Origin of the sequence: Nocardia sp. NPDC057353, assembly GCF_042667085.1 — a bacterium.
In the GTDB taxonomy this organism is placed as follows: Bacteria; Actinomycetota; Actinomycetes; order Mycobacteriales; family Mycobacteriaceae; genus Nocardia.
Window position 1 is genome coordinate 15,889 of sequence record NZ_JBHVAK010000026.1, and the last position, 23,842, is coordinate 39,730.

The following is a 23,842-nucleotide window of genomic DNA, read 5'->3' on the forward strand; positions in this document are numbered from 1 at the left end:
CGGTTGTAACATTTCTACCTGGCCTTTTACCGATACTTGAAAGTGGCACCAAGGATTACGGTCGAATTGCACCGAGGTGTCGGAACAGGTTTCATTCAGACCACTAACGGTGGTACCAGTTCTGGTATCTCGCCCCGACACTTTCACCCTGCGATACTGGGTAACGTCGGAATGTCGGGGGTCGACAATCTTTCCGATGAGCACTCCAGAAGGAAAAACGTCATGACTGCAGCCTCCGCGCCGCTGGGCGCTCTGTCCACGATCGACTTCGGCCGTCACCCCGGCACCGCCGTGCTGGCGCAGCGGCCCAAGCCCAAGCTGAGCCCGCGCGAGGTCGAGGTGATGCTGCACTGGTTCGCCAACGACTCCAAGACCGCGACCTGCAAGGAGCTCTTCATCACCATGGGCACGGTGAACACCCACCTGAACCGGATCCGGGACAAGTACCAGGCCATCGGCCGCCCCGCCCAGACCAAGGCCGCGCTCCTCGCCCGCGCCCTGCAGGACGGGCTGATCCGGCTGGAAGATCTGTAATTCGCGTTTGCACACCACTTTTCGCCGCCCCCGGGAGTCCGCTCCCGGGGGCGGCGGCGTGCTCAGCCCCGATGGCCGTGTGCTGCCGACGGGGACAGCTGTCGTGGTGAGACCGTACGATCCCGCCGCATGGGTTTCGGTGTGAACTGCTACGTCGTCGACCTCGACTACGCGCGCGGCGTACTCGGGTCCGGGAACGACGAGGTACTCCGGCTGGTCGAGAGCGAGTGCGCGCACGAGCTTGCGCGCGACGCGGACGTGGCCCGAGCCGTGCGGCTCCCGATCACCGGCAAATCCGGCGTAGCCGATATCGAAGAGCACACCCTCAGTGCAGGCACCCTCGTCTTCGAAGCGCTATCGGTGCACCAGGCGTGTCAGGCGCCCCTGGGGATCGACTGGCGCGACGAGTGACGATGCCGCGCTCGACGGGGTTGAGATGGCCATCGAGTTGGCCGTGGCCGCTGCCAAGGCACCCGGGTATGGGGTAGCGGGCTTCTTCTCCATGTGAGCGAGGGCGTGGGTGCCCGCCAGACCCTCATGAAGCAGTTCACCCCGCTACCGGCTTTCGCCGGTAGCGGGGTGAACTTCGGTGCGCCCGAAGGGACTCGAACCCCTAACCTCTTGATCCGTAGTCAAGTGCTCTATCCATTGAGCTACGGGCGCATAGCCTGTTCAGTTGTACACCCGGTTACCCGGGCTTGGCGGAGGCGAGAGGATTTGAACCTCCGGTCCCCGTGAAGGGACAACTCATTAGCAGTGAGTCCCATTCGGCCGCTCTGGCACGCCTCCTGGAGCCTTCTCTTCGAGGGCACCGGCCCTTTCGGACCACCGAGCAGAAAGATTACAGCAGGCTACCTACGGGCACCAAAACGGCTGGTCAGCGCAGATTACTGTCGAACCAGTCGAAGATTCTGGTCTGGGCGTCGACGCGGGCGGTCTCGTCGTCCTCGTCCTCGGCGGGGCGGTCGGCGCGGTGCTGGGCGCCGGGGTAGGTGACCACCAGGGTGGCGACGGCGGCGGCGGCGCCCGCGTCGCGCAGCTGCTCGACCTCGTCGGCCGGGTCGTCGGCGCCGAAGAGCCCGAGCCAGGGGGCCTGGAGGCGGGGGGCGGCGCGCACGAGCGCCTCCGCCTCGGGGGCGAGTGGCGCGGTGAGGCCGCTCGCGCCGACGCTCACCGCGGCGCCGATCGGGCGGTTGGTGGCGACCAGGAAGGCGGCGGTGCCCGCGGTGTCGAAGCCGAGCACGCCGACGCAGTCCGGGAAGACGCCGTGCGCGGTGAGCCAGTCGAAGCAGGCGTCGAAGTCCGCGAAGAGCTCCTCGCCGAAGACCTCGTGCTCGGGTTCGCCGGTGACCCGGTGGAACAGGTCGGGGACGACGACGGTCCAGCCCTCCGCGGCGAGCGCGGTCATGAGGCCGCGCAGCCCGGCGCCGCGCTCGCGGGATTCGTGCAGCAGCACGATGCCGCCCCTGGCGTCGCCCTCGGGTTCGAGCACGGTGATGGGCACCCGTTCGGCTGCCGCGGGGCTCCCGCCCGCCGTCGTCTGGTCGCCATCCGCCTGGTCGCCACGGCGCAGCGGGGCGATGTCGTCATAGGTGCCCGGCATGAATCCAGCGTAGGCGTACCCGTCGGTATCCGGGAGAATTTGCACGCCGGAGGCCCGGCGCGCCCGATTTTTCCGGTTGCCGGGCGATTCGGCCGCGGGCGCGGGACCGCCGCGGGCGCGGCCTAGGCTGGGAGGGTGACCGCGCACATCCGCCCCGACCTCGCCACCATCCCCGCGTACGTCCCCGGCCGGGACCACCCGGGCGCGACCAAGCTGGCCAGCAACGAGACCACGCTCGGTCCGCTGCCCGCCGCGGCGAAGGCGATCGCCGAGGCGGCCGAGCTGGCGAACCGCTACCCGGACAACCACGCGAGTGAGCTGCGCGCCGCGCTGGCCGAGTTCCTCGGGGTTCCGGTGGAGCGGGTGGCGGCGGGCTGCGGCAGCGTGGCGCTCTGCCAGGAGCTGGTGCAGATCACCTGCGGCTCCCCCGCTGACGAGGTGGTCTTCGCCTGGCGCTCGTTCGAGGCGTACCCGATCGTCACCCAGGTCGGCAACGCGACCGCGGTGCCGGTGCCGCTCACCCCCGAGCTCACCCACGACCTGGACGCCATGCTGGCGGCGGTCACCGAGCGCACCCGGTTGGTCTTCGTCTGCAACCCGAACAACCCCACCGGCACCGCGCACGGCAGGGCCGCGCTGGAGCGCTTCCTGGACGCGGTGCCCGCCCACGTGCTTGTGGTCCTGGACGAGGCGTACTTCGAGTACCTGCGGCTCACCGAGGACGACCATCCGGACGGCGTCGAGATCGCCCGCGACCGGCCGAACGTCGTGGTGCTGCGCACCTTCTCGAAGGCGTACGGGCTGGCCGGGCTGCGCGTCGGCTACGCCGTCGGCGACCCCGAGGTGATCACCGCGCTGATGAAGGTGCACATCCCGTTCAGCGTGAACCGGGTGGCGCAGGCGGCGGCGATCGCCTCGCTGGAGGCCCGCCCCGAGCTGCTCGACCGCACCGGTGCGCTGATCGCCGAGCGCGACCGGGTGCGCGCCGCCCTGGTCGAGGCCGGATACCCGGTGCCGCCGAGCGAGGCGAACTTCGTCTGGCTGGCGCTGGGCGAGCGCAATGTCGCCTTCGCCGAGGCCGCGGCCGCGGCCGGGGTGCTGGTGCGGCCGTACGGCACCGACGGGGTCCGGGTGACCACCGGCGACCCGCACGAGAACGACCAGTTCCTGCGCTTCGCCACCGATCCCGCGGTGCGCGCCCGCTTCGCGGGCTAGAGCCCGAGCCCGGCCGCGACGGTCGGCCAGGAGACCTCGAGCTCGTCGGCCCAGTACGGCCAGGAGTGGGTCCCGGTGGCGCGGAAATGCGTGGTCACGCCGATGCCGAGCTGCTGCAGCCTGCCGGTGAGCCTGCGGGTGCAGTTGCTCGTCCCGGCCTCCAGCGGGCCACCGAGGCCGATATTGCCGGGGTAGTCCGGGTTGTCCGGGCCGTCGTACACCCCGGGGATGCCGCTGCCCGCGGAGAGGTAGATCGCCTTGCCGCGCAGCGCCTCCGCGTGCAGCACCACGTCGTGCGCCAGCCAGTCCGGGTGGTCGGACGGGCCGAACATGTTGTCCGGGTCGCCGCCGTAGGTCGCGATCACCGCCCGCGCCTCGGCCTGCCCGAGGTCGGTGCCCATGCTGAAGCAGCCGCTGTACCCGGCAACGGCGCGGTACAGCTCGGGGCGCCGGACCGCCAGCATCATGGCCGCCTCGGCGCCCATGGATACGCCGGAGACGGCGTTGCGGCCGTTGCCCTCGAACCGCGCGTCGATCACCGGCGGCAGCTCCTCGGTGAGGAAGGTCTCCCAGCGGTTCAGCCCGAGGACCGGGTCCGGCTGCTGCCAGTCGGTGTAGAAGCTGGACGGGCCGCCGACGGTGAAGACCACGTTCACCGGCTTGTCCGCGTAGAACTCCGCGGCGCGGCCCTTCTCCAGCCAGTTGTTGGTGTCCGGCTCGGCGCTGCGGCCGTCCAGCATGTAGACGGTCGGTCGGGGCTGCGAGCGGTCGCGCGGGAGCAGCACGAGCACCTCGACCTCGCGCTGCATGGCGGGCGAGTCGACGAAGACGCGGACCCTGCGGTCGTCCACCGGCTCGATCCGGCGGATGGCCGGGGTGGTCGGGGGCGCGGTGGTGGACCGCTCGGCAGGGGCGGGCGCGGGCGTTGCGGCGGAGCCGGAGTCGGGCGCGGCACCGGCGACGGCCACGCCGGAGGTGAGCGCCAGGGTGACGAGGGCGCAGGCGCAACCTCGCCGCAGAGCAGAACCACGCATAACGGCCATCCTGCCAGAGCCCGCGGAACCGACCGGTCACTCATAGCGTGTCGACATCGTTAGGGGTACGTCCAGACCGGTACTATCCCGCGATCCCGCCCGACCCCGCTTATGGTGGGGGCTTCGTGTGCTCGATCTCAGTCAGTTCCGACCGTCGGAGACAACTGTGAGTTCAGCGTTACCCCTGTCGCCGCCCGAATCGCCGGTCGTCTCCGACCTGCCGCGCCGGTTGCGCGAGTGCCTCGACTTCTTCCGCCTGCCCGAACTGGCGCACCTCACCTCCGAGCGCGGCGTCGGCGCCGCCCTCGAGCTGCGCTTCAACGGCAGTTACACGCAGACCAGGGAGGAGGTGCTGATCGGCGCCCGGCTCGCCTGGCGCAACCACGCCCGCTGCGTCGGCCGAAAACACTGGCGCACACTGAAACTCATCGACGCCAGGCACGCGCGCACCGCCCGCGAACTGGCCGACGCGTGCTTCCGACACCTGCGCGAGGCGACCAACAACGGCGCGATCCAGTCCACCATCACCGTCGGCCCGCCGCGCGACCCGGACGGCAGCGAGTTCCGCGTGCTGAACTCCCAGCTCATCCGGTACGCCGGCTACCGCAACCAGGACGGCACCGTCACCGGCGACCCGGCGAGCGTCGAGATCACCGACCTGGCCGAGAAACTGGGCTGGCAGGGCGCGGGCACCCGCTTCGACGTGCTCCCGCTCATCATCAGCACCCCCGACGAGCCGCCCACCTACTTCGACATCCCCGCCGACCTGGTCCGCGAGGTGCGCATCGAACACCCCGACCACCCCTGGTTCGCCGAGCTCGACCTCAAGTGGCACGCGCTGCCCGCCGTCTCCAACATGGACCTGGAGATCGGCGGCATCACCTACCCCTTCGCCCCCTTCAACGGCTGGTACGTCGGGTACGAGATCGGCGCCCGCAACCTCGCCGACCCCGACCGCTACGACCTGCTCCCCACCGTCGCCGCCCACCTCGGCCTCGACACCTCGCACCCCCGCACGCTCTGGCGCGACCGCGCCCTCATCGAGCTCAACCGCGCGGTGCTGCACAGCTTCCGGGCCGAGCGGGTGGCGATGGTCGACCACCACACGGTGGCGAAGCAGTTCTGCGAGCACGTCGAGAAGGAGGCGGCCGCCGGTCGCCGCTGCCCCACCGACTGGTCCTGGATCAACCCGCCACTCTCCTCCGGGCTGGTCCCGACGTTCCACCGCTACTTCGACGACCCCGAGCCAGAGCTCCGCCCCAATTTCGTGGTGCGGAGCACCCGCTGAGGCGACCGGCTACACCGCGACGACGTTCAGCAGCGGCCCGAGCCCCTTGAAGTCGTCTGGGTTGCGGGTGTAGAGCGGCAAGCTGAATTGGACTGCCGTGGCTGCTATCTGGAGGTCAGCCACTCGTCCCCGCGGTTTGCGACCGATCTGCTCGAGGAGAAATGCCAACGATCCGTACACGTTCGCTGTCTCACCGTCGAACGGGAGCGGATTGAACGATCTCGCGACCCACTGGAACTGGAGCTGCCGTTGGGCCTGCTTCGTTGGATCTTTGGTGGAGTGCAGGCCGGCAGCGAGTTCGGCAAGACTTACCGCACTGATGGCGGCTTCCGCCTCCTCGGGCAGCGCTGATCGCGCTTCGGAGTAATCGATGAGAACCGACGTGTCGAGCAGCACGTGCCGCGGGATGGTGGGTTCACTCACCGCCTGTGATCTCCTGGTCGATCATCGCGTCCATGTCGGCACGCCACTCGTCGTAAGGGATGCGCGGCAGGTGGGCGCTGGTGCGGGCGAGTTCAGCAACGGGCACGAAGGTTCGCCGTGTCAGGGGCTTGAGTTCGGCGACAGGTTTACCGTTACGGGTGATGGTGAAGCTCTCACCGGCTTCGACGGCGGCAAGGACCTTGCCACTGTCGTTACGGAGGTCGCGCTGCTGGATCGTCCGCATACGCCTACGTTACGCGAACTGCTACACGGTGTACAGAATGCTACGGACTACTCTGGCGGAGACGGAGGGATTTGAACCCCCGGTCGCTCTCGCGACGCTCGCTTTCAAGGCGAGTGCATTCGGCCGCTCTGCCACGTCTCCAGTGCTGTCGATGGTAACGGACGGCCCGCTCAGCGGAGGATGGAGAGGAGGGAGCGGTCGAGGCCGGTGACGGTGGCGGCGCCGGAAAGGCCGAGGGCGGAGTCGAAGTCGGCCAGGAGGACGCGCAGCGCGTGGCGGACGCCGTCGCGGCCCGCCAGGCCGAGGCCGTAGGCCCAGGGGCGGCCGTAGAGGACGGCCTTGGCGCCGAGCGCGAGGGCGATGAGGGCGTCGGAGCCGGTGCGGATGCCGGAGTCGAAGAGGACGTCGGCGCGGTCGCCGATGGAGGCGACGACGGCGGGGAGCGCGTCGAGCGCGGCGATGGCGCCGTCCACCTGGCGGCCGCCGTGGTTGCTGACGATGACCGCGTCGGCGCCCGCGTCGACCACCTGGCGGGCGTCGTCGGGGTGCAGCAGCCCCTTGACGGCGATCGGGAGGTCGGTCCATTCGCGCAGCTTGGCCAAGTCGGCGGGGCGCAGGGCGTGGTTGCCGAAGAGCCCGACCCAGGTGAGGATGGCCATCCGCATGGCGTCCTCGCTCTCCTCGGGCGGGGCGGCGAGCTTGGCGCGGAAGACCGGGTCGGCGAGGTAGTTGGCGATGCCCTTGCCGAGCAGGAAGGGCAGGTGGGCCTGCTCGAGGTCGCGGGGGCGCCAGCCGAGCGCGGGGGTGTCGGCGGTGACGATGATCGCCTTGGCGCCCGCGGCCTCGGCGCGGGTGACGAAGGAGCGGGCGAGTTCGTCGTCGGCGGGCCAGTACAGCTGGTACCACCAGTCGCCCGCGGCGGCGCCGACCTCCTCGAAGGTGCAGGAGGAGGCGGTGGAGAGCACCATGCCGAGCCCGAGCTCCTTCGTGGCCTCGGCGACCAGCACCTCGCCGCGCTCGTGCAGCAGCTCCAGCACGCCGACGGGGGCGGTGAGCACCGGGGCGGCCAGCCGGGTGCCGAGCACCTCGACGGAGAGGTCGCGGGCGCCGGGGGCGGTGGTGCCGCGCAGCATCCTCGGCAGGATCCGGTAGTGGTCGAAGGCGGATTCGTTGGCGGCGGCGGTGCGCTCGGCGGAGGCGCTGCCCGCCACGTACGCGTAGGCCTCCGGCGGCAGCTCGCGCCGTGCCCGCTCCGCCAGCCCCGCCGCCGTCATCGGCAGGTCGGGGCGCAACCCGCCCAGTCCGCCCAGGTAGATCTCGTTCTGGAAGTCGACGAAGCTGCTCACGCCGGGAACGCTAGTCCGTCGGCAGGGTTCGCGCAGCCCCCCGCGCGAACGCGCCGCGAACGCCGGGACGGGTCGCGTACCCCGGTGCCGTGCGGGCAGGATGGAACCGTGCGCGCTGTGCAGATGAACGGAACCGGTGGCCCCGAGGTACTGACCTGGGGCGAGGCCCCCGATGTCACCCCGGCGAGCGGTGAGGTGCTGATCGAGGTGGCCGCCGCCGGCGTGAACCGGGCCGACCTGCTGCAACGTCAGGGCAACTACCCGCCGCCGCCGGGGGCGAGCGCGACGCTGGGGCTGGAGTGCTCGGGGGTGATCGCCGAACTCGGGGCGAACACCACGGGCTGGCAGGTCGGCGACCGGGTCTGCGCGCTGCTCTCCGGCGGCGGCTACGCGGAGCGGGTCGCGGTGCCCGCGGGCCAGCTGCTCCCGGTGCCGGAGGGGTTGGATCTGGCCGCCGCGGCCGGGCTGCCCGAGGTCGCGGCGACGGTGTACTCCAACCTGGTGACCACCGCGGGGCTGCGCGCGGGTCAGCTGCTGCTCGTGCACGGCGGCGGCAGCGGGATCGGCACGCACGCCATCCAGCTGGCCAAGCAGCTCGGCGCGCGGATCGCGGTCACCGCGGGCTCGGCCGGGAAGCTCGCGCGCTGCACCGAGCTCGGCGCCGATATCGCGATCGACTACAAGAACCAAGACTTCGTCGAGGTGCTCCGCGAGCACGGCGGCGCCGACGTCATCCTGGACAATATGGGCGCCGCCTACCTGCCCCGCAATATCGAGGCGCTCGCCCCGCACGGCCACCTCGTGGTGATCGGCATGCAGGGCGGGGTGCGGGCCGAGCTGAATCTCGGTGCGCTGCTGCGCAAGTGGGGCACGATCCACGCCACCAACCTGCGCGGCAGGCCCGCCACCGGCCCGAACAGCAAGGCCGAGGTGATCGCGGGCGTGCGGGAGCGGGTCTGGCCGCTGGTGGCGGCGGGCGCCATCGTCCCGGTGATCCACGCCGAGGTCGCCGACCCGGCCGAGGCGCACCGGCTGCTCGACGGCGCGGAGACCGTCGGCAAGGTGCTGCTCACGCTGCGCTAGCTCACTCCAGGGCGGAGAGCGCCCGGCCGAGCTGGTCGATCTCCCACCGCGTGGTGTACGGGGCGAGGCCGACGGTCACCGCGCCGCCCTCGTCGTTCACGCCGAGCGCGTCCAGCAGCCTGCTGCCGCCGTGGATGCCGCTGACCGTGCCGATCCTGGCGTCGGCCAGCTTGGCCGCCACCTTCTCCGCCTGCATCCCGGCGACGGTGAAGCTCACGGTCGGGATGCGGGTGGAGGCGCGGCCGATGACGGTGAGCCCGGTGATCCGGTCCAGCACCTCCATCAGGTGCTCGAAGAGCTGGTCGTGGTAGTCCTGCAGCGAGGTGATCGAGATCTCCAGCCGCTCCCTGCGGGTGCCGCGGGCGCGCTCGTCCAGCCCGGCGAGGAAGTCGATGGAGGTGGTCAGCCCGGAGAGCAGCGCGTACTGGTGGCCGCCGACCTCGAGCCGCTCGGAGCCCTTGGCGTAGGGGTTGAGCGACATGGAGGGGATCCGGTCCAGGAACGCCGGGTCGCGGAAGACCAGCGCGCCGACCTGCGGGCCGCCCCACGACGGCGCGCTCAGCGCGATCACGTCGGCGTTCAGCTCGTCGATATCGAGCAGCGCGTAGGGCGCGGCGCCGAAGGCATCCGCCACCAGCAACCCGCCCACCTCGTGCACCCGGTCCGCGGCGACCCGCACCGACGGCGCCGAGCCGACGATCGGCGAGGCGGCGGTGAGCGCGACCAGCCGCGCGGTCGGGCCGATCAGCTCCTCGAACTGCCAGGCGGGCATCTCACAGGTCTCGATCTCCACCTCGGCCCAGCGCACGTGCGCGCCGTAGCGGTTGGCGATGCGCAGCCAGGGCGCGACGTTCGCCTCGTCGTCCAGCCGGGAGAGCACGATGCCGGTGCCGAGCCCGAGCCGGGAGCTGAGCGATTCGGCCAGCCAGGCGAGCAGCGCCGCGCGGTCGGGGCCGAGCACGACGCCCGCCGGGTCGCCGCCGACCAGATCGGCCACGGCGACCTTGGCCGCCTCCAGAATCCCCGCGCTGCGCGCGGCCGCGGGATGCCTGCCGGTATGGGAGAAGGACGACGTACGAAATCCGGTCGACACCGCGCGCGACACCGAATCCGGCACCAGCATGCCGATCTGCGGATCGAGGTGAATCCAGCCGTCGCCCAGGGACGGAATGAGGCCCCGCACCCTCGCGACGTCGTAAGTCATGTCGGCCACTCTAAGGGCAGCGACCGAGGCTGTGTAACCACGTTGCCCCGCTTCCGTACCGAGGAGTAGGGCGACCTGGGAATCAGCATGGCAATCGACTCGGCATGACAATCGACTTTCCGCGGGAATGGCGTTGCTGGCGACCCGAACAGGATAGAACGCCGGGGCGTAACCGGAGGTGGGTACAGGTCAGGTGGTCACGCCGCCGGGCACACGACATGATGGAGAACATGACGCCATCGGACGAGACCCCGAATTCCGTCGTCGTGATCGGTCCGGACGGCCGGCCGCTGAGCATTCCGGTGGAGGCGGGGGCGCCGGGCCCGGTTTCCGGCGCCGCGGAATCCGACGATCAGGAGCAGCAGGACGAGGCGGGCGAATCGCTCGCCGACATGGTCGAGCAGCCCGCCAAGGTGATGCGGATCGGCACCATGATCAAGCAGTTGCTGGAGGAGGTGCGCGCCGCCCCGCTGGACGATGCCAGCCGCAATCGGCTCAAGGAGATCCACAAGTCCTCGGTGCGCGAGCTGGAGCAGGGGCTCGCCCCCGAGCTGCGGGACGAGCTGGAGCGGCTGACGCTGCCCTTCACCGACGACAACGTCCCCACCGACGCCGAGCTGCGGATCGCGCAGGCGCAGCTGGTCGGCTGGCTGGAGGGGCTGTTCCACGGCATCCAGACCGCGCTCTTCGCCCAGCAGATGGCGGCGCGGGCGCAGCTGGAGCAGATGCGCCAGGGCGCACTGCCCCCCGGCCTCGCCGTCGCCGACCCGCGCGGCGGGCCGCACACCCAGGCCACCGGGGGTGCGGGCCAGTATCTCTGAGAAACAGACCGATCAGCACCTCGCGGCGACGGGCGCCGATGCACCCGGCGGCATCCCGGCGGACGGGGCCGCCGGGGTAGTGTCTGGCACCGTGCCCGCAGCTGCTGCTCGCCCCGACTCGGACCGGGAGAATACCGCCCCGACGGTGGATACCTCCGCGGAGGAGACCGCCGCCCCCGCGGAGAACGACCTGCTGTCCGCGCCGCCGATGAAGTCCGACTCCCAGACCTTCGCGCGCGCCTTCGGCGACTTCGCCACCGGCTTCGCGCAGCGCGAGCTCTGGCTCTCGCTGGGCTGGCAGGACATCAAGCAGCGGTACCGCCGCTCGGTGCTCGGCCCGTTCTGGATCACCATCGCCACCGGGCTGCAGGCGACGGCGATGGGCATCCTCTACTCGATGCTGCTGGACCAGCCGCTGCGCGAGTTCCTGCCGTACGTGACGGTCGGGCTCATCGTCTGGAACGTGATCAACGCCAGCATCCTGGAGGGCGCCGACGTCTTCATCGCCAACGAGGGGCTGATCAAACAGCTGCCGTCGGCGCTGAGCGTGCACATCTACCGGATGGTCTGGCGGCAGCTGCTCTTCTTCGCCCACAATATGGTGATCTACCTGGTCATGCTGGCGGCGTTCGGGGTGTGGGAGGACGTGAACTGGGCGAGCCTGCTCGCCATCCCGGCGATCCTGCTGCTCTTCCTGAACTGCATGTGGGTGTCGATCTTCTTCGGCATCTTCAGCACCCGCTACCGGGACATCGCGCCGATCCTGGGCAGCACCACGCTCATGCTCTTCGTGCTGACCCCGGTCATGTGGACCACCTCCACCCTGGAGAACCAGATGGGGGCGGGCAGCGACCGGGCCAGGCTGGTCGAGCTGGTGCCCACCTTCCACTACCTGGAGATCGTGCGCGCGCCGCTGCTCGGCGAGCCGCAGGCGCTCCGGCACTGGGTGATCGTCGGGGTGATCACGCTGGTCGGCTGGATCGTGGCCGTCCTGGCGATGAAGCAGTACCGTTCGCGCGTCCCGTACTGGGTATAGGAGCCCGATGACCGACCGTGTGAGTATCGAGACCCATCAGGCATGGGTCGAGTTCCCGATCTTCGACGCCAAGTCGCGGTCGCTGAAGAAGGCGTTCCTCGGCAAGGCGGGTGGCGCGATCGGGCGCAACCAGTCCGACGTCGTCGTGGTCGAGGCGCTGCGCGACATCACGCTCTCGCTGCGCGAGGGCGACCGGATCGGGTTGGTGGGGCACAACGGCGCGGGCAAGTCCACGCTGCTCCGGCTGCTCTCCGGGATCTACGAGCCGTCCAGGGGCAGCGCGCGGATCCGCGGGCGGGTGGCCCCGGTCTTCGACCTCGGCGTCGGCATGGACCCGGAGATCTCCGGGTTCGAGAACATCGTGATCCGCGGCCTCTTCCTCGGCCAGACGCGCAAGCAGATGATGGCGAAGATCGACGAGATCGCCGAATTCACCGAGCTCGGCGAGTACCTCTCGATGCCGCTGCGCACCTACTCCACCGGTATGCGGGTGCGGCTCGCGATGGGCGTGGTGACCTCCATCGACCCGGAGATCCTGCTGCTCGACGAGGGCATCGGCGCGGTCGACGCGGAATTCATGAAGAAGGCGCGCAAGCGGCTGCAGGAATTGGTGTCGCGCTCCGGAATTCTGGTGTTCGCGAGCCATTCCAATGAATTCCTCGCGCAGCTGTGCGATTCGGCGCTGTGGATCGATCACGGACGAATCCGGCAGCACGGGGGAATCGAGGAAGTGGTGCGGGCGTACGAGGGTCCGGAGGCGGGGAATCACGTGGCGCAGGTGCTGCGTGAGCTGAACGCCGAAGGCGGCAAGGAACTGGAGCCCAACCACTCATGAGTGCGTCACCGGGAGACGTCGAGGAGTTCGAGGAGTTCGTGCCGCCGGGCACGGGGCCGGACAAGCGGATCATCGCGGTCGTGGTCACGCACAAGCGGCGCGAACTGCTGGCGGAGTCGCTGAAGGCGGTGGGCTCGCAGTCCAGGCCGGTGGACCACCTGATCGTGGTGGACAACGGCAACGAGGACGAAGTCGCCGAGCTGGTCGCGCAGCAGCCGCTCGAGGCGACCTACCTGGGGTCGCGGCACAACCTGGGCGGCGCGGGCGGCTTCGCGCTCGGCATCCTGCACGCGCTCACGCTCGGCGCGGACTGGGTGTGGCTGGCCGACGACGACGGTAGGCCGGAGGGGCCGGAGGTGCTCAGCACCCTGCTGACGTGTGCGGACAGGCACGGCCTCGCCGAGGTCTCGCCGGTGGTCTGCGATATCGACGACCCGGACCGGCTCGCCTTCCCGCTGCGCCGCGGCGTGGTCTGGCGGCGGCTGCGCTCCGAGCTCGGCGACGAGGACTTCCTGCCCGGCATCGCCTCGCTCTTCAACGGCGCGCTCATCTCGGCCCAGGCGGTCGACCTGATCGGCGTGCCCGACCTGCGGCTCTTCGTGCGCGGCGACGAGGTGGAGGTGCACCGCAGGCTGGTCCGCTCCGGGCTGCCCTTCGGCACCTGCCTGCAGACGGCGTACCTGCACCCGAACGGTGCGGAGGAGTTCAAGCCGATCCTGGGCGGGCGGATGCACACCCAGTACCCGGACGACCCGGTGAAGCGGTACTTCACCTACCGCAACCGCGGCTACCTCATGTCCCAGCCGGGCATGCGCAAGCTGCTGCCGCAGGAGTGGATCCGGTTCTCCTGGTTCTTCCTGGTGACGCGGCGGGACCCGGCGGGGTTGAAGGAGTGGTTCCGGCTGCGCTCGCTCGGGCGGAACGAGCAGTTCGGCAAGCCGGATTAATTCGGTTGCGCCCGCGGCCGCGGGCTGACAGGGTAGGCGGCAACGAACGAGCGAGGAATGGAGGTGTGCGCTGTGACCACGGCCTTTGCCGTCGTGGCCGAGTACGGCCACGCGCGCACCTCACTCATTCCTCGCTGAGTCCGGGTCGGGCTCGGCGCCCACTCGAAGGACTCCCCCTCATGGTCGAGTACGACCTGTTGATTCCCTACGGCTGGAACTCCACCGGGTACACCGTGCCGGACGGCGCGATACCCGCCCGGGTGATCCGCACCGACCGCGGCGAATGCGATGTCGCGACGCCCTCCGGGCTCGCCAGGGCCACCCTGCCCAGAGCAGGCTCCGAGGTCTCCGGGCTCTGCACCGGCGACTGGGTGCTGCTCGAACCGTCCACCGGGCTGCTGCCGCTCGCGGTGGCCGCGCTGCTGCCCCGGCGCGGGGTGATCAGCCGCTCGTCGGCGTCCGGGCGCTCCGCGGGGCAGGTGCTCGCGGCCAATGTGGACACCGTGCTCATCTGCGTGCCCGCCGACGGCGACGTCGACCTCGGCCGGATCGAGCGGCTGCTCGCGCTGGCCTGGGAGGGCGGGGCCCAGCCCGTCGTCGTGCTCACCAAAGCCGATGCGGCGGAAGATGTTCCGCTCGACTCGGTGCGCGCCGTCGCGCCCGGCGCGACGGTGCTCGCGGTGAGCGCGACCAGCGGGGCCGGGCTGGAGGTGCTCACCGCCGTCCTGGACGGCACCGTCGTGCTGCTCGGGCCGTCCGGCGCGGGCAAGTCCACGCTCGCCAACGCGCTGCTCGGCGCGGAGGCGTTCGCGACCGGGGCGGTGCGCGCGAGCGACGGCAAGGGCAGGCACACCACGGTGCACCGGGAGCTGCGCCCGCTGCCGCACGGTGGCACGCTGATCGACACCCCCGGGCTGCGCGGGATCGGGCTCTTCGATGCCGCCGACGGGCTGGAGAAGACCTTCAGCGACGTCGAGAACCTGGCGCGCGGCTGCCGGTTCACCGACTGCGGGCACGAGACCGAGCCGGGGTGCGCGGTGCGGGCCGCGCTGGAGTCCGGTGAGCTCACCGAGCGCAGGCTGGCGAGCTACCGGAAGCTGCAGCGGGAGAACGCCTACATGGCGGCGCGCACCGACAAGCGGCTCGCCGCCGAGCGGGAGCGGGCCTGGCGGGACGTGCACAAGCAGCAGCGGCGGATGTATCGGGAGCGCGGCAGCGGAAGGTAGGGCTCCGCACCAGCCGCGCCGCTCGCAGCATGCTGTGCCGCGGCCGGGCGGCCCGCGCGCCGCGGCTGGCCGGCCGGCCGGGGGCCGCGGCATGCCGACGCTGATCGTTCCGGTCGGAGCCGCGCACGCTCGAGCCCGTGACCAGGGCGTCCGCCGACGGCGGGCGCCCTTTTCCGGCACCCCCTATGCAACTGAGTGCATAACCGCGCTACCCTGGACCCGGCAACATCCCGCCCACGACAGGAGCAGTCGATGCCGGATCAGGGTTCCAAGCCCCTCGCGAACAGGACGGTCATCATGTCCGGCGGCAGCCGCGGCATCGGGCTGGAGATCGCGAAGCGCGCCGCCGCCGACGGCGCGAACATCACCCTCATCGCGAAGACCGACAAGCCGCACCCCAAGCTGCCCGGCACCATCCACACGGCGGCCGCCGAGCTGGAAGAGGCGGGCGGCACGGTGCTTCCGTTCGTCGGCGACGTGCGCGAGGACGAGCAGGTCGCCGAGGCGGTGCGGCAGACCGTCGAGCGCTTCGGCGGCATCGACATCGTGGTCAACAACGCCTCCGCCATCGACCTCTCGCCCACCGAGACGATCTCGATGAAGAAGTACGACCTCATGCAGGACATCAACTGCCGCGGCAGCTTCCTGCTCTCGAAGCTGAGCATCCCCGCGCTGCGCGAGTCCGCGGCGGCGGACCGCAACCCGCACATCCTGACGCTCTCGCCCCCGCTGAACCTCGACCCCAAGTGGGCGGGCGGCTCGCTCGGCTACACCATCGCCAAGTACGGCATGTCGCTCACCACGCTCGGCCTGGCCGAGGAGCTGAAGGGTGCGGGCATCGCGGTGAACTCGCTCTGGCCGCGCACCACCATCGCCACCGCCGCGGTGCGCAACCTGCTCGGCGGCGAGGAGATGGTCGCCACCTCGCGCACCCCGGACATCTACGCCGACGCCGCCTACCTGGTCCTCACCTCGCCGGCCAAGGAAACCACCGGCAACTTCTTCCTGGACGACGAGGTGCTCGCGGCGCACGGCATCACCGACCTGGAGAAGTACCGGGTGGTGCCGGGCGACGGCCCGCTCACCACGGACCTGTTCCTCTGAGTCAGAGGTGGCCCTTGGCCTCGTCGTACCCGCCCGCGCGGGTTTCGGTGTCGGGGCCGTAGACCAGGTGCAGCACGCCGGATTCGAAGGCGGTGGAGGAGAGCAGGCGCAGCGGCTGCGTGCTCTCCTCGTCGCCGAACAGCCGCGCCCCCTTGCGCACGGCGATGGGGTGCACCAGCAGGTGCAGCTCGTCCACCAGCCCGGCGTCGAGCAGCTGCCGCACCACCGAGGGCGAGCCGCTGATGGCGATATCGCCGCCCGGCTCGGCCTTGAGCGCGCGGGCCCCGTCGGTCAGGTCGCCGCGGAGCTGCTCGGAGTTGCGCCAGGTGAAGTCGAGCTCACTGTTCGAGACGACGACCTTGCGCATGTCGCCGAGGATCGTGGCGAAGACCGCGTCCTCGCCGCCCTCGGCCTCCCGCTCCGGCCAGGCGCCCGCGAAGCTGTCGTAGGTGACCCGGCCGATCAGCAGCGTGTCGGCGGTCTCCAGCTGCTTCCCGACGGCGGCGCCCATGGCGTCGTCGAAGTAGGGGAAGTGCCAGTCCTGCGGGTCCTCGACGACGCCGTCCAGGGAGATGAAGAAACTCGCGGTGATCTTGCGCATGGAGTGCTCCTCGAAGTCCGGTGCGGTTACCGGATCAGACGGAGCACCCCCGCGAAAGTCATCGCCGGATGCCGTAGAGCCTTTCCCAGTTCGGCCGGCTGGTGAGCTCCGGTGCGGCGGCCCGGTACTGCTCCTGCAGCGCGGGCAGCTCGCGGCGGACCCGGCGCAGCACCTTGAGCGTGCGGATCAGCAGGGCGCGGGCACGGGCCTTGTCGCGCTGCCGGATTCGCACGCCGGACTGCGAGGCGTCGGTCACCACGACGTGGTCGAAGAGCGAGACGTGCCACCAGTAGGCGTCCTCGCGGGTGATGCCGACCAGGCCGGGGCGGGTGCGCCCGGTCCACTGCCCGATCGCGCGCTTGATCAGCACCAGCAGCGCCCGGCTCGGCTCGCCGGAGGCCCGCTGCACGGCGATGTGCGCGGACGGCACCGGCGGGGTCGCGGCCGGGTGCTTGATCGTCTCGGGGTAGTCGGCGCGCTGGCCGCGGGCCTGGGCCAGCGCCTCGATGCCGCCGTCGTTCAGGATCTTCGGGCCGCGCAGGAAGTCCTCGATGCCCTGCAGCGTGGTGTGCACCAGGCCGTACTGCATGGCGACCAGCTGCTCGGCGATATTGCGGAAGAGCTGCTTGGTGATCTTCTTGCCGTCCAGGTCGGTGTGCAGCGCGCCGACGATGAGCGAGTTGCGGGTGCTGAAGTAGCGCGCCCAGTCGTCGTAGTCCTTCCAGTAGAAGTCGGCGTGCCAGACGGCGGCGTTCGGCAGGGTCACGGTGACGAAACCGTGCTCCCGCGCGCGCACGCCGTACTCCACGTCGTCCCACTGGAAGAAGATCGGCAGCGGCAGCCCGATCTTCGCGACCACCTCGGCCGGGATCAAACAGGTCCACCAGGCGTTGTACCCGGCGTCGACCCGGCGCTCCTGGTTCTTCTTCAGCATGCTGGTGTTGCGCAGCGCCTTGGCCACCTTCTGCCCGTGCATGAGCCGGTCCAGGTGCACCTCCTCGGCCCCGACGTTCAGGTAGTCCGGGTTGAGCAGGAAGAGCATCTGCGCGCCGACCAGCGTCGGCTCCACCGTGAGGTTGGCGAAGGCGTTGAGCCGCAGCACCGTCTCCGGCTCGCAGAGGATGTCGTCGTCCATCAGGATGACATCGGCGTGCTCGTTCACCGCCGAGACCTCGTAGAGGCCGCGGGTGAAGCCGCCCGCGCCGCCCAGGTTGGGCTGGCGGATGTAGCGCAGCTTCTCACCGAGCACCGGCAGCACCTCGCGGAACCGCGGGCGCTCCTCGACCAGGTCGGTGCCCTGGTCCACCACGTACACCGCGTCGATGGCGGCGAGCACCGCCGGGTCGGAGGCGAGCGCGGCGACGGTCTCGGCGCAGTCGGCGGCGCGGTTGAAGGTGCAGATGGCGATGGCGACCGGGCGCATCCGCTCGGGGGCGGTGGCCGACCAGGTGAGCTCGGTGATGCCGAGCGCGCCGCCGACCGCGTCCGCCTCGACCCAGAGCGCGCCGCCGTCGACGTACTGGTCCAGCGTGGTGCCGAGGCTGACCGGGCCGCTCGCGGCGACCTCGATGGAGTCCACGATCCTGCGGTGCCCGGCGATGTCCGAGGCCACCAGCCGCAGCCTGGCGCCCGCCGCGACGTCGAGCACCAGGGTGACCTGCACCTCGGTGACGGTGGTCCAGCGCTGCCAGTAGGCCGCCGCGAACCGGCCGAAGTAGGTGTTGGTGTGCACCGTCGCGCCCTTGTCCAGGTGCAGCGAGAGCCGGTCGCGCTGAGCGCGGCCCTTGGTGACGACGGCGTAGAGCTCGTCGTTGACCTTCGCCGACGGCCCGGTGAAGATTCCCCGCTGCAGCACCAGGCGGTCCGGAGCCCGGTGATCGGAGCGCAGCGCGGTGGGCGCCGCCTCGGCGACAGCTCGGTCGTTCGTTTCGGTAACGGCCTGCGTAGCCGACTGATCCATGAAGTCCTCGAAATTCAGTGTCGTGCCGACGGGACGGGCTCTGCGTTCTCCACCGTCCCTGGATACCTTCGCGGCGGGCCCGAGGATATCAACGCGACGACCCGGGCGCTTGCCCAGCACGGTCGCCGAGCGCGTCATCGATCTCGTGCTCCACCGCGGCCCTCGGACCGGTGAAGACGAAGGTGTCGTAGGCCCAGTAGCGGAAGAGCACCGCGACGATCTGGCCGATCAGGGTGCCCGAGATATTGTCCGCGAGCGGCGAGGAGAGATCGAGCACGTAGCGGGAGAAGGCCAGGCAGCCGAGCTGCAGCCCGATCGCGATCACATTGAAGAACGCGTAGAGCAGGTACTCCCGCGCCGCGCTCCCGCCCTGCTTGTGCGCGAATGTCCACCACTTGTTGCCGAAGTAGGTGACCACCGTCGCCACCCCGATCGCGATGATCTTCGCGGGCAGCGGCGCGTGGTACAGGACGCCCTCGCCGCCCCAGAACACCAGCAGGTTGTACGTCCCGGCGTCCACCGCGAAGCCGATCAGCCCGACCACCAGGAAGGCGCCGCCCTGCCGCAGCGCGGTCAGCAGGCGGCGGCTCAGCGGTACGGGAGCGGTTTCGGCGGACTCGCGGGACGACACGCTCGCCGACGGTACACCGGGCACGCGGCGGCCGCGTCCGGCCTGTACCCTCCCCGTGTTCCCTGTTCGACCCCACCGAGATCGAGGATTGACCCGGGTGGACTCCTCCGACCTGCGCATTGCCGCCGTGGTCCCGTGCCACAACGAAGAGGCTTCGGTCGCCAAGGTCGTCGCCGACCTGCAGGCCGCCGTGCCCGGGATCGTCGTCTACGTCTACGACAACCTCAGTACCGACGCGACATCCGAGCGCGCGCGCGAAGCGGGCGCGGTGGTGCGCCGGGAGAACGTCAAGGGCAAGGGCAATGTGGTGCGCCGCGCCTTCGCCGACATCGAGGCCGATGTCTACCTCATGATCGACGGGGACGACACCTACGACGCCTCGGCCGCGCCGCTCATGATCAAGACGCTGCTGGACGGGCCGTACGACCACGTGCTCGGGGTGCGCCGCCAGGACGAGTCGGGCACCGCGTACCGGGCCGGGCACGAGACCGGCAACAAGGTGCTGAACGGGGTCGTCGGCAAGGTGTTCGGCGAGAACGTCGAGGACATGCTGAGCGGGTACCGGGTGTTCTCCCGGCGCTTCGTGAAGAGCTTCCCCGCGGTCTCCCGCGAGTTCGAGATCGAGACCGAGCTGACCGTGCACTCGCTGCACCTGCGGGTGCCGCGGACCGCGGTGCCGGTCGGGTTCCGGGATCGCCCCGCGGGCAGCGAGTCCAAGCTGCGCACGTACCACGACGGGTTCAAGATCCTGAAGCTGATCGCCGGGCTGGCGCGGCACGAGCGGCCGGTCGCCTTCTACGGGCTCTTCGGCACCCTGGCCTGGGTGATCGCGCTGGTGCTGACCATCCCGATCGCGATCACCTACTACGACATCGGCCAGGTCCCGCGCTTCCCCACCCTCTTCCTCGCCTTCACCCTGCTGCTGCTCGGCAGCCTGGCCTGGACCGCGGGCCTCATCCTCGACGGCATCCGCCGCTCCCGCCACGAAGCCGCCCGCCTCGTCTACCTGCGCTACAGCGCGGTAGCGGACGACGGACCCCGTCGGTGACGGTCTCCGCCACCGGCGCCGAGCCGGCTGCGAACGAGGCAGCCGCCTCCACGACCGCCCCTGCCTCCGAGGCGAACGCACTCGACCCCTCCGAGGGCAAACCAGTCGAGCGGCCGCAGGCCGGGCGAGATACCGAAGGGCCGACCCGCACGGGCATCGCAAACCGGATAATCCACAAGCTCGGCCCGGCGACGACGGCATTCCTGATCCTCGCCGGACTGTTCGGCGCAGTATTCGCCGTAATAACCCCACCCTTCTGGGGCCACGACGAAATCACCCAGTTCGGCCGCGCATACCAGGTAGCGCACGGCGGCTTCCTCCCCCAGGAGATCGAGGACACCCGCGGCCCGGCGTACGGCGGCGACGTCCCGAAGAGCATCACCGACCTGATGGGCTACGCCCTCACCGACTACACCACCAACGGCGACGAGCAGAACCCGATGGCCGCCGACCCCGCAGCCTACGACCGGTACAAGTCCGCCCCGGTCAGCGCGGAGATGGACCAGGTCTGGTTCACCAATACGGCGGCGTACTCCCCCGTCCCGTACATCCCGAACGCCATCGCCCTGCGCGCGGCCGAGGCACTCGACCTGAACGTCGGCGCGACCACCCTGGTGACCAGGCTCGCGGGCTTGGCCGCCTACCTGGCGATCACCGGTTTCGCCCTGTGGACCCTGCGCGCCCACCGCATCCAGTGGCTCGCCTTCGCCGTCGCGGTCCTGCCCATCGCGGTGTTCCAGGCGGGCACCGTCACCGCCGACACCCTGACCAACGCGCTCGCCTTCCTGATCTCCGCGCTCATGGTCAAGGCGCTCTTCCTCGGCGACGGCCTGCGCCGCCCGGAGACCGCGGCGCTGCTCGCCGCCACCCTGACGCTGCCGCTGAGCAAGCCCGCCTACATCCTGCTCGCCCTGCTCGTCGTGGTGATCCCCGGCGAGCGCCTCGGCTTCCGCGGCATCTGGCGCTACACCCACTGGGCCTTCGCCGCCGTCGGCGGCCTGCTCTTCGCCGCCTGGATGCGGGTGGCCGCGCCGACCGGCGACGGCATGAGCCTGATGCGCCCGGAGCACCAGTGGGGCACGGTCCGCCCGGACGACCAGCTGCGCGGCATCCTCACCGACCCGATCGGCTTCGTCACGATCTTCGGCGAGAGCATCTCGCGCCGGGACCAGCGCTGGTTCACCCAGTTCTTCGGCGAGCTCGGCTTCGCCTACATCGACGTGCCCGCGCTCTCCATCCTGGCCTGCCTGCTCGCCTTCGTGATCGGCATCGGCATCGGCGACCGGCTGCGCCCGGAGGCGGCGACCTTCCGCCGCACCCTGGTCGTCGCGCTGGTGCTGCTCGCCAATGTGGCGATGATCTACGTGACGCTCTACATGTCCTTCACCCCGGTGGGCTACTTCATCATCGACGGCGTGCAGGGCAGGTACTTCGTGCCGCTCGCGGTGCTCACCTTCGCGGTGCTGCTGCGCTGGCTGCCCTGGCGGCTGGCGCTGCCGGACGGCCGCGCGCCTGGCCGCGGCGCCACGCTGACGATCGTCGGCGCCACCGCGGTCGCGCTGATCGCGGCCGCGGTGAAGTACCACGTGCTGGTCTGGGGCTGAGCCGACCGGCTCAGAGCACCCGCTCGCCCGCCCTGCGGTAGGCGGCCTCGGTGTGCTCCTTGTACGGCCGCCACCAGGCCTCGTTCTCCCGGTACCAGCGCACGGTCGCGGCGAGCCCGGCGCGGAAATTCGAGTACCGCGGGGTCCAGCCGAGTTCGGTGCGCAGCCGGGTCGCGTCGATGGCGTAGCGCTGGTCGTGGCCGGGGCGGTCGGTGACGTGGTCGAAATCGTCGGGATCGCGGCCGAATTCCGCGAGCAGCAGCCGAATGACGGCCAGGTTGTCGGTTTCCCCGTCCGCGCCGATCAGATACGTCCGGCCGGATTCGCCGCGTTCCAGGACGGCCCAGACCGCGTGGTTGTGGTCGTCCACGTGAATCCAATCCCGGACCTGGTGCCCGGCGCCGTACAGCCGCGGCCGCTGCCCGTCGATCAGATTCGTGATCTGCCGCGGGATGAACTTCTCCACGTGCTGATAGGGGCCGTAGTTGTTACTGCAGTTCGAGAGCGTCGCGCGCACCCCGAAGGACCGTGCCCAGGCCCGCACGAGCAGGTCGCTGGAGGCCTTGGTGGCGGAGTAGGGGCTGGACGGGTTGTACGGCGTCTGCTCGGAGAACGGCGGATCGTCCGCGCTCAGATCGCCGAAGACCTCGTCGGTGGAGACGTGGTGGAAACGCACGCCGTGCCTGCGGACCGCCTGCAGGAGCGCGAAGGTTCCGACGATGTTCGTCTGCACGAACGGCCACGGGTCGGCGAGTGAATTGTCGTTGTGCGATTCCGCGGCGAAGTGCACCACCGCGTCCGTTTCCGCGGTCAGGTCGTCGACCAGCGCGGTATCGGCGATATCGCCCTTCACGAATTCGATGCGGTCGGCGACCGAATCCAGCGAATCCCGATTTCCCGCGTAGGTGAGCGCGTCGAGCACGGTGACCCGGACATCCGGGCGCTCGGCCACGGTCTGCCGGACGAAGTTCGCACCGATGAACCCGGCTCCGCCGGTGACGAGCAAGCGCATTCCGCGACTCTACCGCCGGGGTGCGGCCGTTCCAGAATCTCGGTCGTCGAACGAATAGTCCGATTTGCCCGAGAAGGCATTTTCGGAGTCGTAGTGATCTACATCACTAAGAGACCGGAAAGAACGGTGTCGAGTGGTTCGAATAACGCTGAAAGACCTGTTCAACGTCGTGATTTCCGATTGCTCACGAACCACCAGGTCTGCCCGGTGAACGCAATTTGAACACCCGGTCACAGCGCATTCACCACGCGTTAGTTGGTCTGGATTTCGATCACCGGGTCCCCCTCCGAACGCTCGATGAGGTTCACAACACATGTTCATCAAGAAATTCGCCGCGACGTCGGCGCTGCTGATCGCCGCGATCGGCGTCACCGCGGGCACCGTCAACGCGGCCCCGGCGGAAGCCCCGGCGGAAGCGGTGAACTTCACCGCGCACGCCACCGAGACCGCCACCTTCATCTCCACTGACTCCGGCAAGCTGGTCGCCGAGGACGGGGTCTTCAAGGTCGTCGCCGCCGACGGCACCGTGCTCGCGGGCACCCCGCTGAGCTTCCGCATCGACGAGTTCGAGTTCCCGATCGCCGCCGAGATCGCGGGCAACGAGGCCACCCTCACCCCGCAGCTCGACGTGGAGAAGGCGGTCTACAAGCCGGTCGCGCTGCCCTACGAGGACAAGGCGCCCTGGAAGAACGAGTACGACCGTGAGCTCGCGGCGTTCAACCGGCTGAAGGACACCATCTCCGTCGGCGCCACCATCGGCACCCTGGTCGGCGGCCTGGGCGGCGGCGCGCTCGGCTGCGTGCTCGGCGGCATCGCGGGCGCCACCGTCGCCTCCGCGACCATCGTCGGCCTGTTCGGCCCCTTCATCCCGGCCGCCGCCGTCGGCTGCATCGGCGGCATCCTGGCCGTCGGCGCGCTCGGCACCCTGGCAGGCCAGATCCTGATCACCGCCCCGGTGGCGATCGGCGCGGCCATCCAGTACTGGAGCACCCTGAACCAGCCGTTCGTGCCCCCGGCCAAGTAATTCGGGCACCAGGAACCCC

Annotated in this window: 24 protein-coding genes and 3 tRNA genes; 14 read left to right on the forward strand and 13 right to left on the reverse strand. The window is 70.2% G+C overall.

Translation table 11 applies throughout. The features are described from left to right. Positions 1-222 precede the first annotated feature (222 nt). Both ACFUUZ_RS15810 and ACFUUZ_RS15815 read left to right on the forward strand, forming a co-directional pair. Positions 223-534, forward strand: a complete 312-nt coding sequence (locus ACFUUZ_RS15810) for a helix-turn-helix transcriptional regulator (RefSeq protein ID WP_378696665.1) — start codon at positions 223-225, stop codon at positions 532-534. 129 nt (positions 535-663) lie between these two features. Beyond that, positions 664-945, forward strand: a complete 282-nt coding sequence (locus ACFUUZ_RS15815) for a hypothetical protein (RefSeq protein ID WP_378696666.1) — start codon at positions 664-666, stop codon at positions 943-945. Positions 946-1,124: 179 nt separating this feature from the next. Here the strand turns inward: ACFUUZ_RS15815 and ACFUUZ_RS15820 are convergent. The 3 genes from ACFUUZ_RS15820 to ACFUUZ_RS15830 form a co-directional block, all read right to left on the reverse strand. Then, positions 1,125-1,197: transfer RNA gene (locus tag ACFUUZ_RS15820), tRNA-Arg, on the reverse strand. A 36-nt stretch (positions 1,198-1,233) separates the two neighbouring features. After that, positions 1,234-1,323 (reverse strand) — tRNA-Ser (locus ACFUUZ_RS15825). Between the two features lie 88 nt (positions 1,324-1,411). Further along, positions 1,412-2,137 carry a dienelactone hydrolase family protein gene (locus ACFUUZ_RS15830; RefSeq protein ID WP_378696668.1) on the reverse strand — a complete coding sequence of 242 codons (726 nt, stop codon included), beginning with the start codon at positions 2,135-2,137 and terminating at the stop codon, positions 1,412-1,414. A gap of 135 nt (positions 2,138-2,272) precedes the next feature. Between ACFUUZ_RS15830 and hisC the strand changes: the two genes are divergently transcribed. Beyond that, positions 2,273-3,352: a histidinol-phosphate transaminase gene (hisC, locus tag ACFUUZ_RS15835; protein WP_378696670.1), complete on the forward strand. Its 1,080-nt coding sequence runs from the start codon at positions 2,273-2,275 to the stop codon at positions 3,350-3,352. Here hisC and ACFUUZ_RS15840 read toward each other — a convergent pair. Continuing rightward, on the reverse strand, positions 3,349-4,386 hold the full coding sequence (locus tag ACFUUZ_RS15840; RefSeq protein WP_378696671.1) for an alpha/beta hydrolase: 1,038 nt from the start codon (positions 4,384-4,386) through the stop codon (positions 3,349-3,351). The two genes, hisC and ACFUUZ_RS15840, sit on opposite strands and share 4 nt — an antisense overlap. 166 nt (positions 4,387-4,552) lie before the next feature. On the opposite strand from ACFUUZ_RS15840, the gene ACFUUZ_RS15845 reads away from it, so the two are divergent. Continuing rightward, entirely contained in the window at positions 4,553-5,674 is a 1,122-nt protein-coding gene (locus tag ACFUUZ_RS15845; RefSeq protein ID WP_378696672.1) for a nitric oxide synthase oxygenase, read from the forward strand. A 9-nt stretch (positions 5,675-5,683) separates the two neighbouring features. Here ACFUUZ_RS15845 and ACFUUZ_RS15850 read toward each other — a convergent pair whose 3' ends face one another. The 4 genes from ACFUUZ_RS15850 to ACFUUZ_RS15865 form a co-directional block, all read right to left on the reverse strand. Beyond that, positions 5,684-6,097, reverse strand: coding sequence for a type II toxin-antitoxin system VapC family toxin (locus ACFUUZ_RS15850; RefSeq protein ID WP_378696673.1), 414 nt, complete (start codon positions 6,095-6,097; stop codon positions 5,684-5,686). Beyond that, complete coding sequence (locus tag ACFUUZ_RS15855; protein ID WP_378696675.1) at positions 6,090-6,341, reverse strand: type II toxin-antitoxin system Phd/YefM family antitoxin; 252 nt, start codon at positions 6,339-6,341, stop codon at positions 6,090-6,092. Before ACFUUZ_RS15855 ends, ACFUUZ_RS15850 begins: the two co-directional genes overlap by 8 nt. 53 nt (positions 6,342-6,394) lie before the next feature. Next, positions 6,395-6,482: transfer RNA gene (locus ACFUUZ_RS15860), tRNA-Ser, on the reverse strand. Positions 6,483-6,511: 29 nt separating this feature from the next. Then, a complete protein-coding gene (locus tag ACFUUZ_RS15865) occupies positions 6,512-7,687 on the reverse strand; it encodes an alpha-hydroxy-acid oxidizing protein (RefSeq protein ID WP_378696677.1) in 1,176 nt (391 codons plus the stop codon). Positions 7,688-7,795: 108 nt separating this feature from the next. Here ACFUUZ_RS15865 and ACFUUZ_RS15870 point away from each other — a divergent pair, with 108 nt between their 5' ends. Next, positions 7,796-8,770, forward strand: a complete 975-nt coding sequence (locus ACFUUZ_RS15870; RefSeq protein WP_378696679.1) for an NAD(P)H-quinone oxidoreductase — start codon at positions 7,796-7,798, stop codon at positions 8,768-8,770. 1 nt (position 8,771) lies between these two features. On the opposite strand, the gene ACFUUZ_RS15875 is transcribed toward ACFUUZ_RS15870, so the two are convergent. Continuing rightward, positions 8,772-9,974: a cysteine desulfurase-like protein gene (locus ACFUUZ_RS15875; RefSeq protein WP_378696681.1), complete on the reverse strand. Its 1,203-nt coding sequence runs from the start codon at positions 9,972-9,974 to the stop codon at positions 8,772-8,774. 230 nt (positions 9,975-10,204) lie between these two features. On the opposite strand from ACFUUZ_RS15875, the gene ACFUUZ_RS15880 reads away from it, so the two are divergent. From ACFUUZ_RS15880 to ACFUUZ_RS15905, 6 genes are all read left to right on the forward strand, one after another. Beyond that, a complete protein-coding gene (locus tag ACFUUZ_RS15880) occupies positions 10,205-10,795 on the forward strand; it encodes a bacterial proteasome activator family protein (RefSeq protein ID WP_378696683.1) in 591 nt (196 codons plus the stop codon). A gap of 208 nt (positions 10,796-11,003) precedes the next feature. Further along, complete coding sequence (locus tag ACFUUZ_RS15885) at positions 11,004-11,831, forward strand: ABC transporter permease (protein WP_378696754.1); 828 nt, start codon at positions 11,004-11,006, stop codon at positions 11,829-11,831. A 7-nt stretch (positions 11,832-11,838) separates the two neighbouring features. Beyond that, entirely contained in the window at positions 11,839-12,666 is an 828-nt protein-coding gene (locus ACFUUZ_RS15890) for an ABC transporter ATP-binding protein (RefSeq protein ID WP_378696684.1), read from the forward strand. Beyond that, complete coding sequence (locus ACFUUZ_RS15895; RefSeq protein ID WP_378696686.1) at positions 12,663-13,613, forward strand: glycosyltransferase; 951 nt, start codon at positions 12,663-12,665, stop codon at positions 13,611-13,613. The genes ACFUUZ_RS15890 and ACFUUZ_RS15895 overlap by 4 nt, the downstream gene beginning before the upstream one ends. A 179-nt stretch (positions 13,614-13,792) precedes the next feature. Next, positions 13,793-14,839: a ribosome small subunit-dependent GTPase A gene (gene rsgA, locus ACFUUZ_RS15900; protein ID WP_378696688.1), complete on the forward strand. Its 1,047-nt coding sequence runs from the start codon at positions 13,793-13,795 to the stop codon at positions 14,837-14,839. A gap of 252 nt (positions 14,840-15,091) precedes the next feature. Further along, the gene (locus ACFUUZ_RS15905; protein WP_378696690.1) at positions 15,092-15,943 is read left to right on the forward strand and encodes an SDR family oxidoreductase; all 852 of its coding nucleotides are present in this window, start codon (positions 15,092-15,094) and stop codon (positions 15,941-15,943) included. 1 nt (position 15,944) lies between these two features. Here ACFUUZ_RS15905 and ACFUUZ_RS15910 read toward each other — a convergent pair whose 3' ends face one another. The 3 genes from ACFUUZ_RS15910 to ACFUUZ_RS15920 form a co-directional block, all read right to left on the reverse strand. Next, entirely contained in the window at positions 15,945-16,544 is a 600-nt protein-coding gene (locus ACFUUZ_RS15910; RefSeq protein ID WP_378696692.1) for a dihydrofolate reductase family protein, read from the reverse strand. Positions 16,545-16,602: 58 nt separating this feature from the next. Further along, positions 16,603-18,504 (reverse strand): glycosyltransferase, encoded by a 1,902-nt coding sequence (locus ACFUUZ_RS15915; protein ID WP_378696694.1) that lies wholly within the window; start codon positions 18,502-18,504, stop codon positions 16,603-16,605. A gap of 88 nt (positions 18,505-18,592) precedes the next feature. After that, positions 18,593-19,135 (reverse strand): GtrA family protein, encoded by a 543-nt coding sequence (locus ACFUUZ_RS15920; RefSeq protein WP_378696696.1) that lies wholly within the window; start codon positions 19,133-19,135, stop codon positions 18,593-18,595. 97 nt (positions 19,136-19,232) lie between these two features. On the opposite strand from ACFUUZ_RS15920, the gene ACFUUZ_RS15925 reads away from it, so the two are divergent. Together ACFUUZ_RS15925 and ACFUUZ_RS15930 are read left to right on the forward strand one after the other, a co-directional pair. Further along, positions 19,233-20,183: a glycosyltransferase gene (locus ACFUUZ_RS15925; protein WP_378696697.1), complete on the forward strand. Its 951-nt coding sequence runs from the start codon at positions 19,233-19,235 to the stop codon at positions 20,181-20,183. After that, a complete protein-coding gene (locus tag ACFUUZ_RS15930; protein WP_378696699.1) occupies positions 20,180-21,787 on the forward strand; it encodes a DUF2142 domain-containing protein in 1,608 nt (535 codons plus the stop codon). The genes ACFUUZ_RS15925 and ACFUUZ_RS15930 overlap by 4 nt, the downstream gene beginning before the upstream one ends. A 10-nt stretch (positions 21,788-21,797) precedes the next feature. Here the strand turns inward: ACFUUZ_RS15930 and rfbB are convergent, their stop codons facing one another. After that, complete coding sequence (gene rfbB / locus ACFUUZ_RS15935) at positions 21,798-22,799, reverse strand: dTDP-glucose 4,6-dehydratase (protein ID WP_378696701.1); 1,002 nt, start codon at positions 22,797-22,799, stop codon at positions 21,798-21,800. 313 nt (positions 22,800-23,112) lie between these two features. Here rfbB and ACFUUZ_RS15940 point away from each other — a divergent pair, with 313 nt between their 5' ends. Then, positions 23,113-23,823 (forward strand): hypothetical protein, encoded by a 711-nt coding sequence (locus ACFUUZ_RS15940; protein WP_378696702.1) that lies wholly within the window; start codon positions 23,113-23,115, stop codon positions 23,821-23,823. Positions 23,824-23,842 lie beyond the last annotated feature (19 nt).

Coding starts and splice junctions, on each gene's coding strand:
- ACFUUZ_RS15810 (WP_378696665.1), top strand. CDS start 223: ATGACTGCAGCCTCCGCGCCGCTGGGCGCTCTGTCCACGATCGACTTC.
- ACFUUZ_RS15815 (WP_378696666.1), top strand. CDS start 664: ATGGGTTTCGGTGTGAACTGCTACGTCGTCGACCTCGACTACGCGCGC.
- ACFUUZ_RS15830 (WP_378696668.1), bottom strand. CDS start 2,137: ATGCCGGGCACCTATGACGACATCGCCCCGCTGCGCCGTGGCGACCAG.
- ACFUUZ_RS15840 (WP_378696671.1), bottom strand. CDS start 4,386: ATGCGTGGTTCTGCTCTGCGGCGAGGTTGCGCCTGCGCCCTCGTCACC.
- ACFUUZ_RS15855 (WP_378696675.1), bottom strand. CDS start 6,341: ATGCGGACGATCCAGCAGCGCGACCTCCGTAACGACAGTGGCAAGGTC.
- ACFUUZ_RS15875 (WP_378696681.1), bottom strand. CDS start 9,974: ATGACTTACGACGTCGCGAGGGTGCGGGGCCTCATTCCGTCCCTGGGC.
- ACFUUZ_RS15880 (WP_378696683.1), top strand. CDS start 10,205: ATGACGCCATCGGACGAGACCCCGAATTCCGTCGTCGTGATCGGTCCG.
- ACFUUZ_RS15885 (WP_378696754.1), top strand. CDS start 11,004: ATGAAGTCCGACTCCCAGACCTTCGCGCGCGCCTTCGGCGACTTCGCC.
- ACFUUZ_RS15890 (WP_378696684.1), top strand. CDS start 11,839: ATGACCGACCGTGTGAGTATCGAGACCCATCAGGCATGGGTCGAGTTC.
- ACFUUZ_RS15895 (WP_378696686.1), top strand. CDS start 12,663: ATGAGTGCGTCACCGGGAGACGTCGAGGAGTTCGAGGAGTTCGTGCCG.
- rsgA (WP_378696688.1), top strand. CDS start 13,793: ATGGTCGAGTACGACCTGTTGATTCCCTACGGCTGGAACTCCACCGGG.
- ACFUUZ_RS15905 (WP_378696690.1), top strand. CDS start 15,092: ATGCCGGATCAGGGTTCCAAGCCCCTCGCGAACAGGACGGTCATCATG.
- ACFUUZ_RS15910 (WP_378696692.1), bottom strand. CDS start 16,544: ATGCGCAAGATCACCGCGAGTTTCTTCATCTCCCTGGACGGCGTCGTC.
- ACFUUZ_RS15915 (WP_378696694.1), bottom strand. CDS start 18,504: ATGGATCAGTCGGCTACGCAGGCCGTTACCGAAACGAACGACCGAGCT.
- rfbB (WP_378696701.1), bottom strand. CDS start 22,799: ATGCGCTTGCTCGTCACCGGCGGAGCCGGGTTCATCGGTGCGAACTTC.
- ACFUUZ_RS15940 (WP_378696702.1), top strand. CDS start 23,113: ATGTTCATCAAGAAATTCGCCGCGACGTCGGCGCTGCTGATCGCCGCG.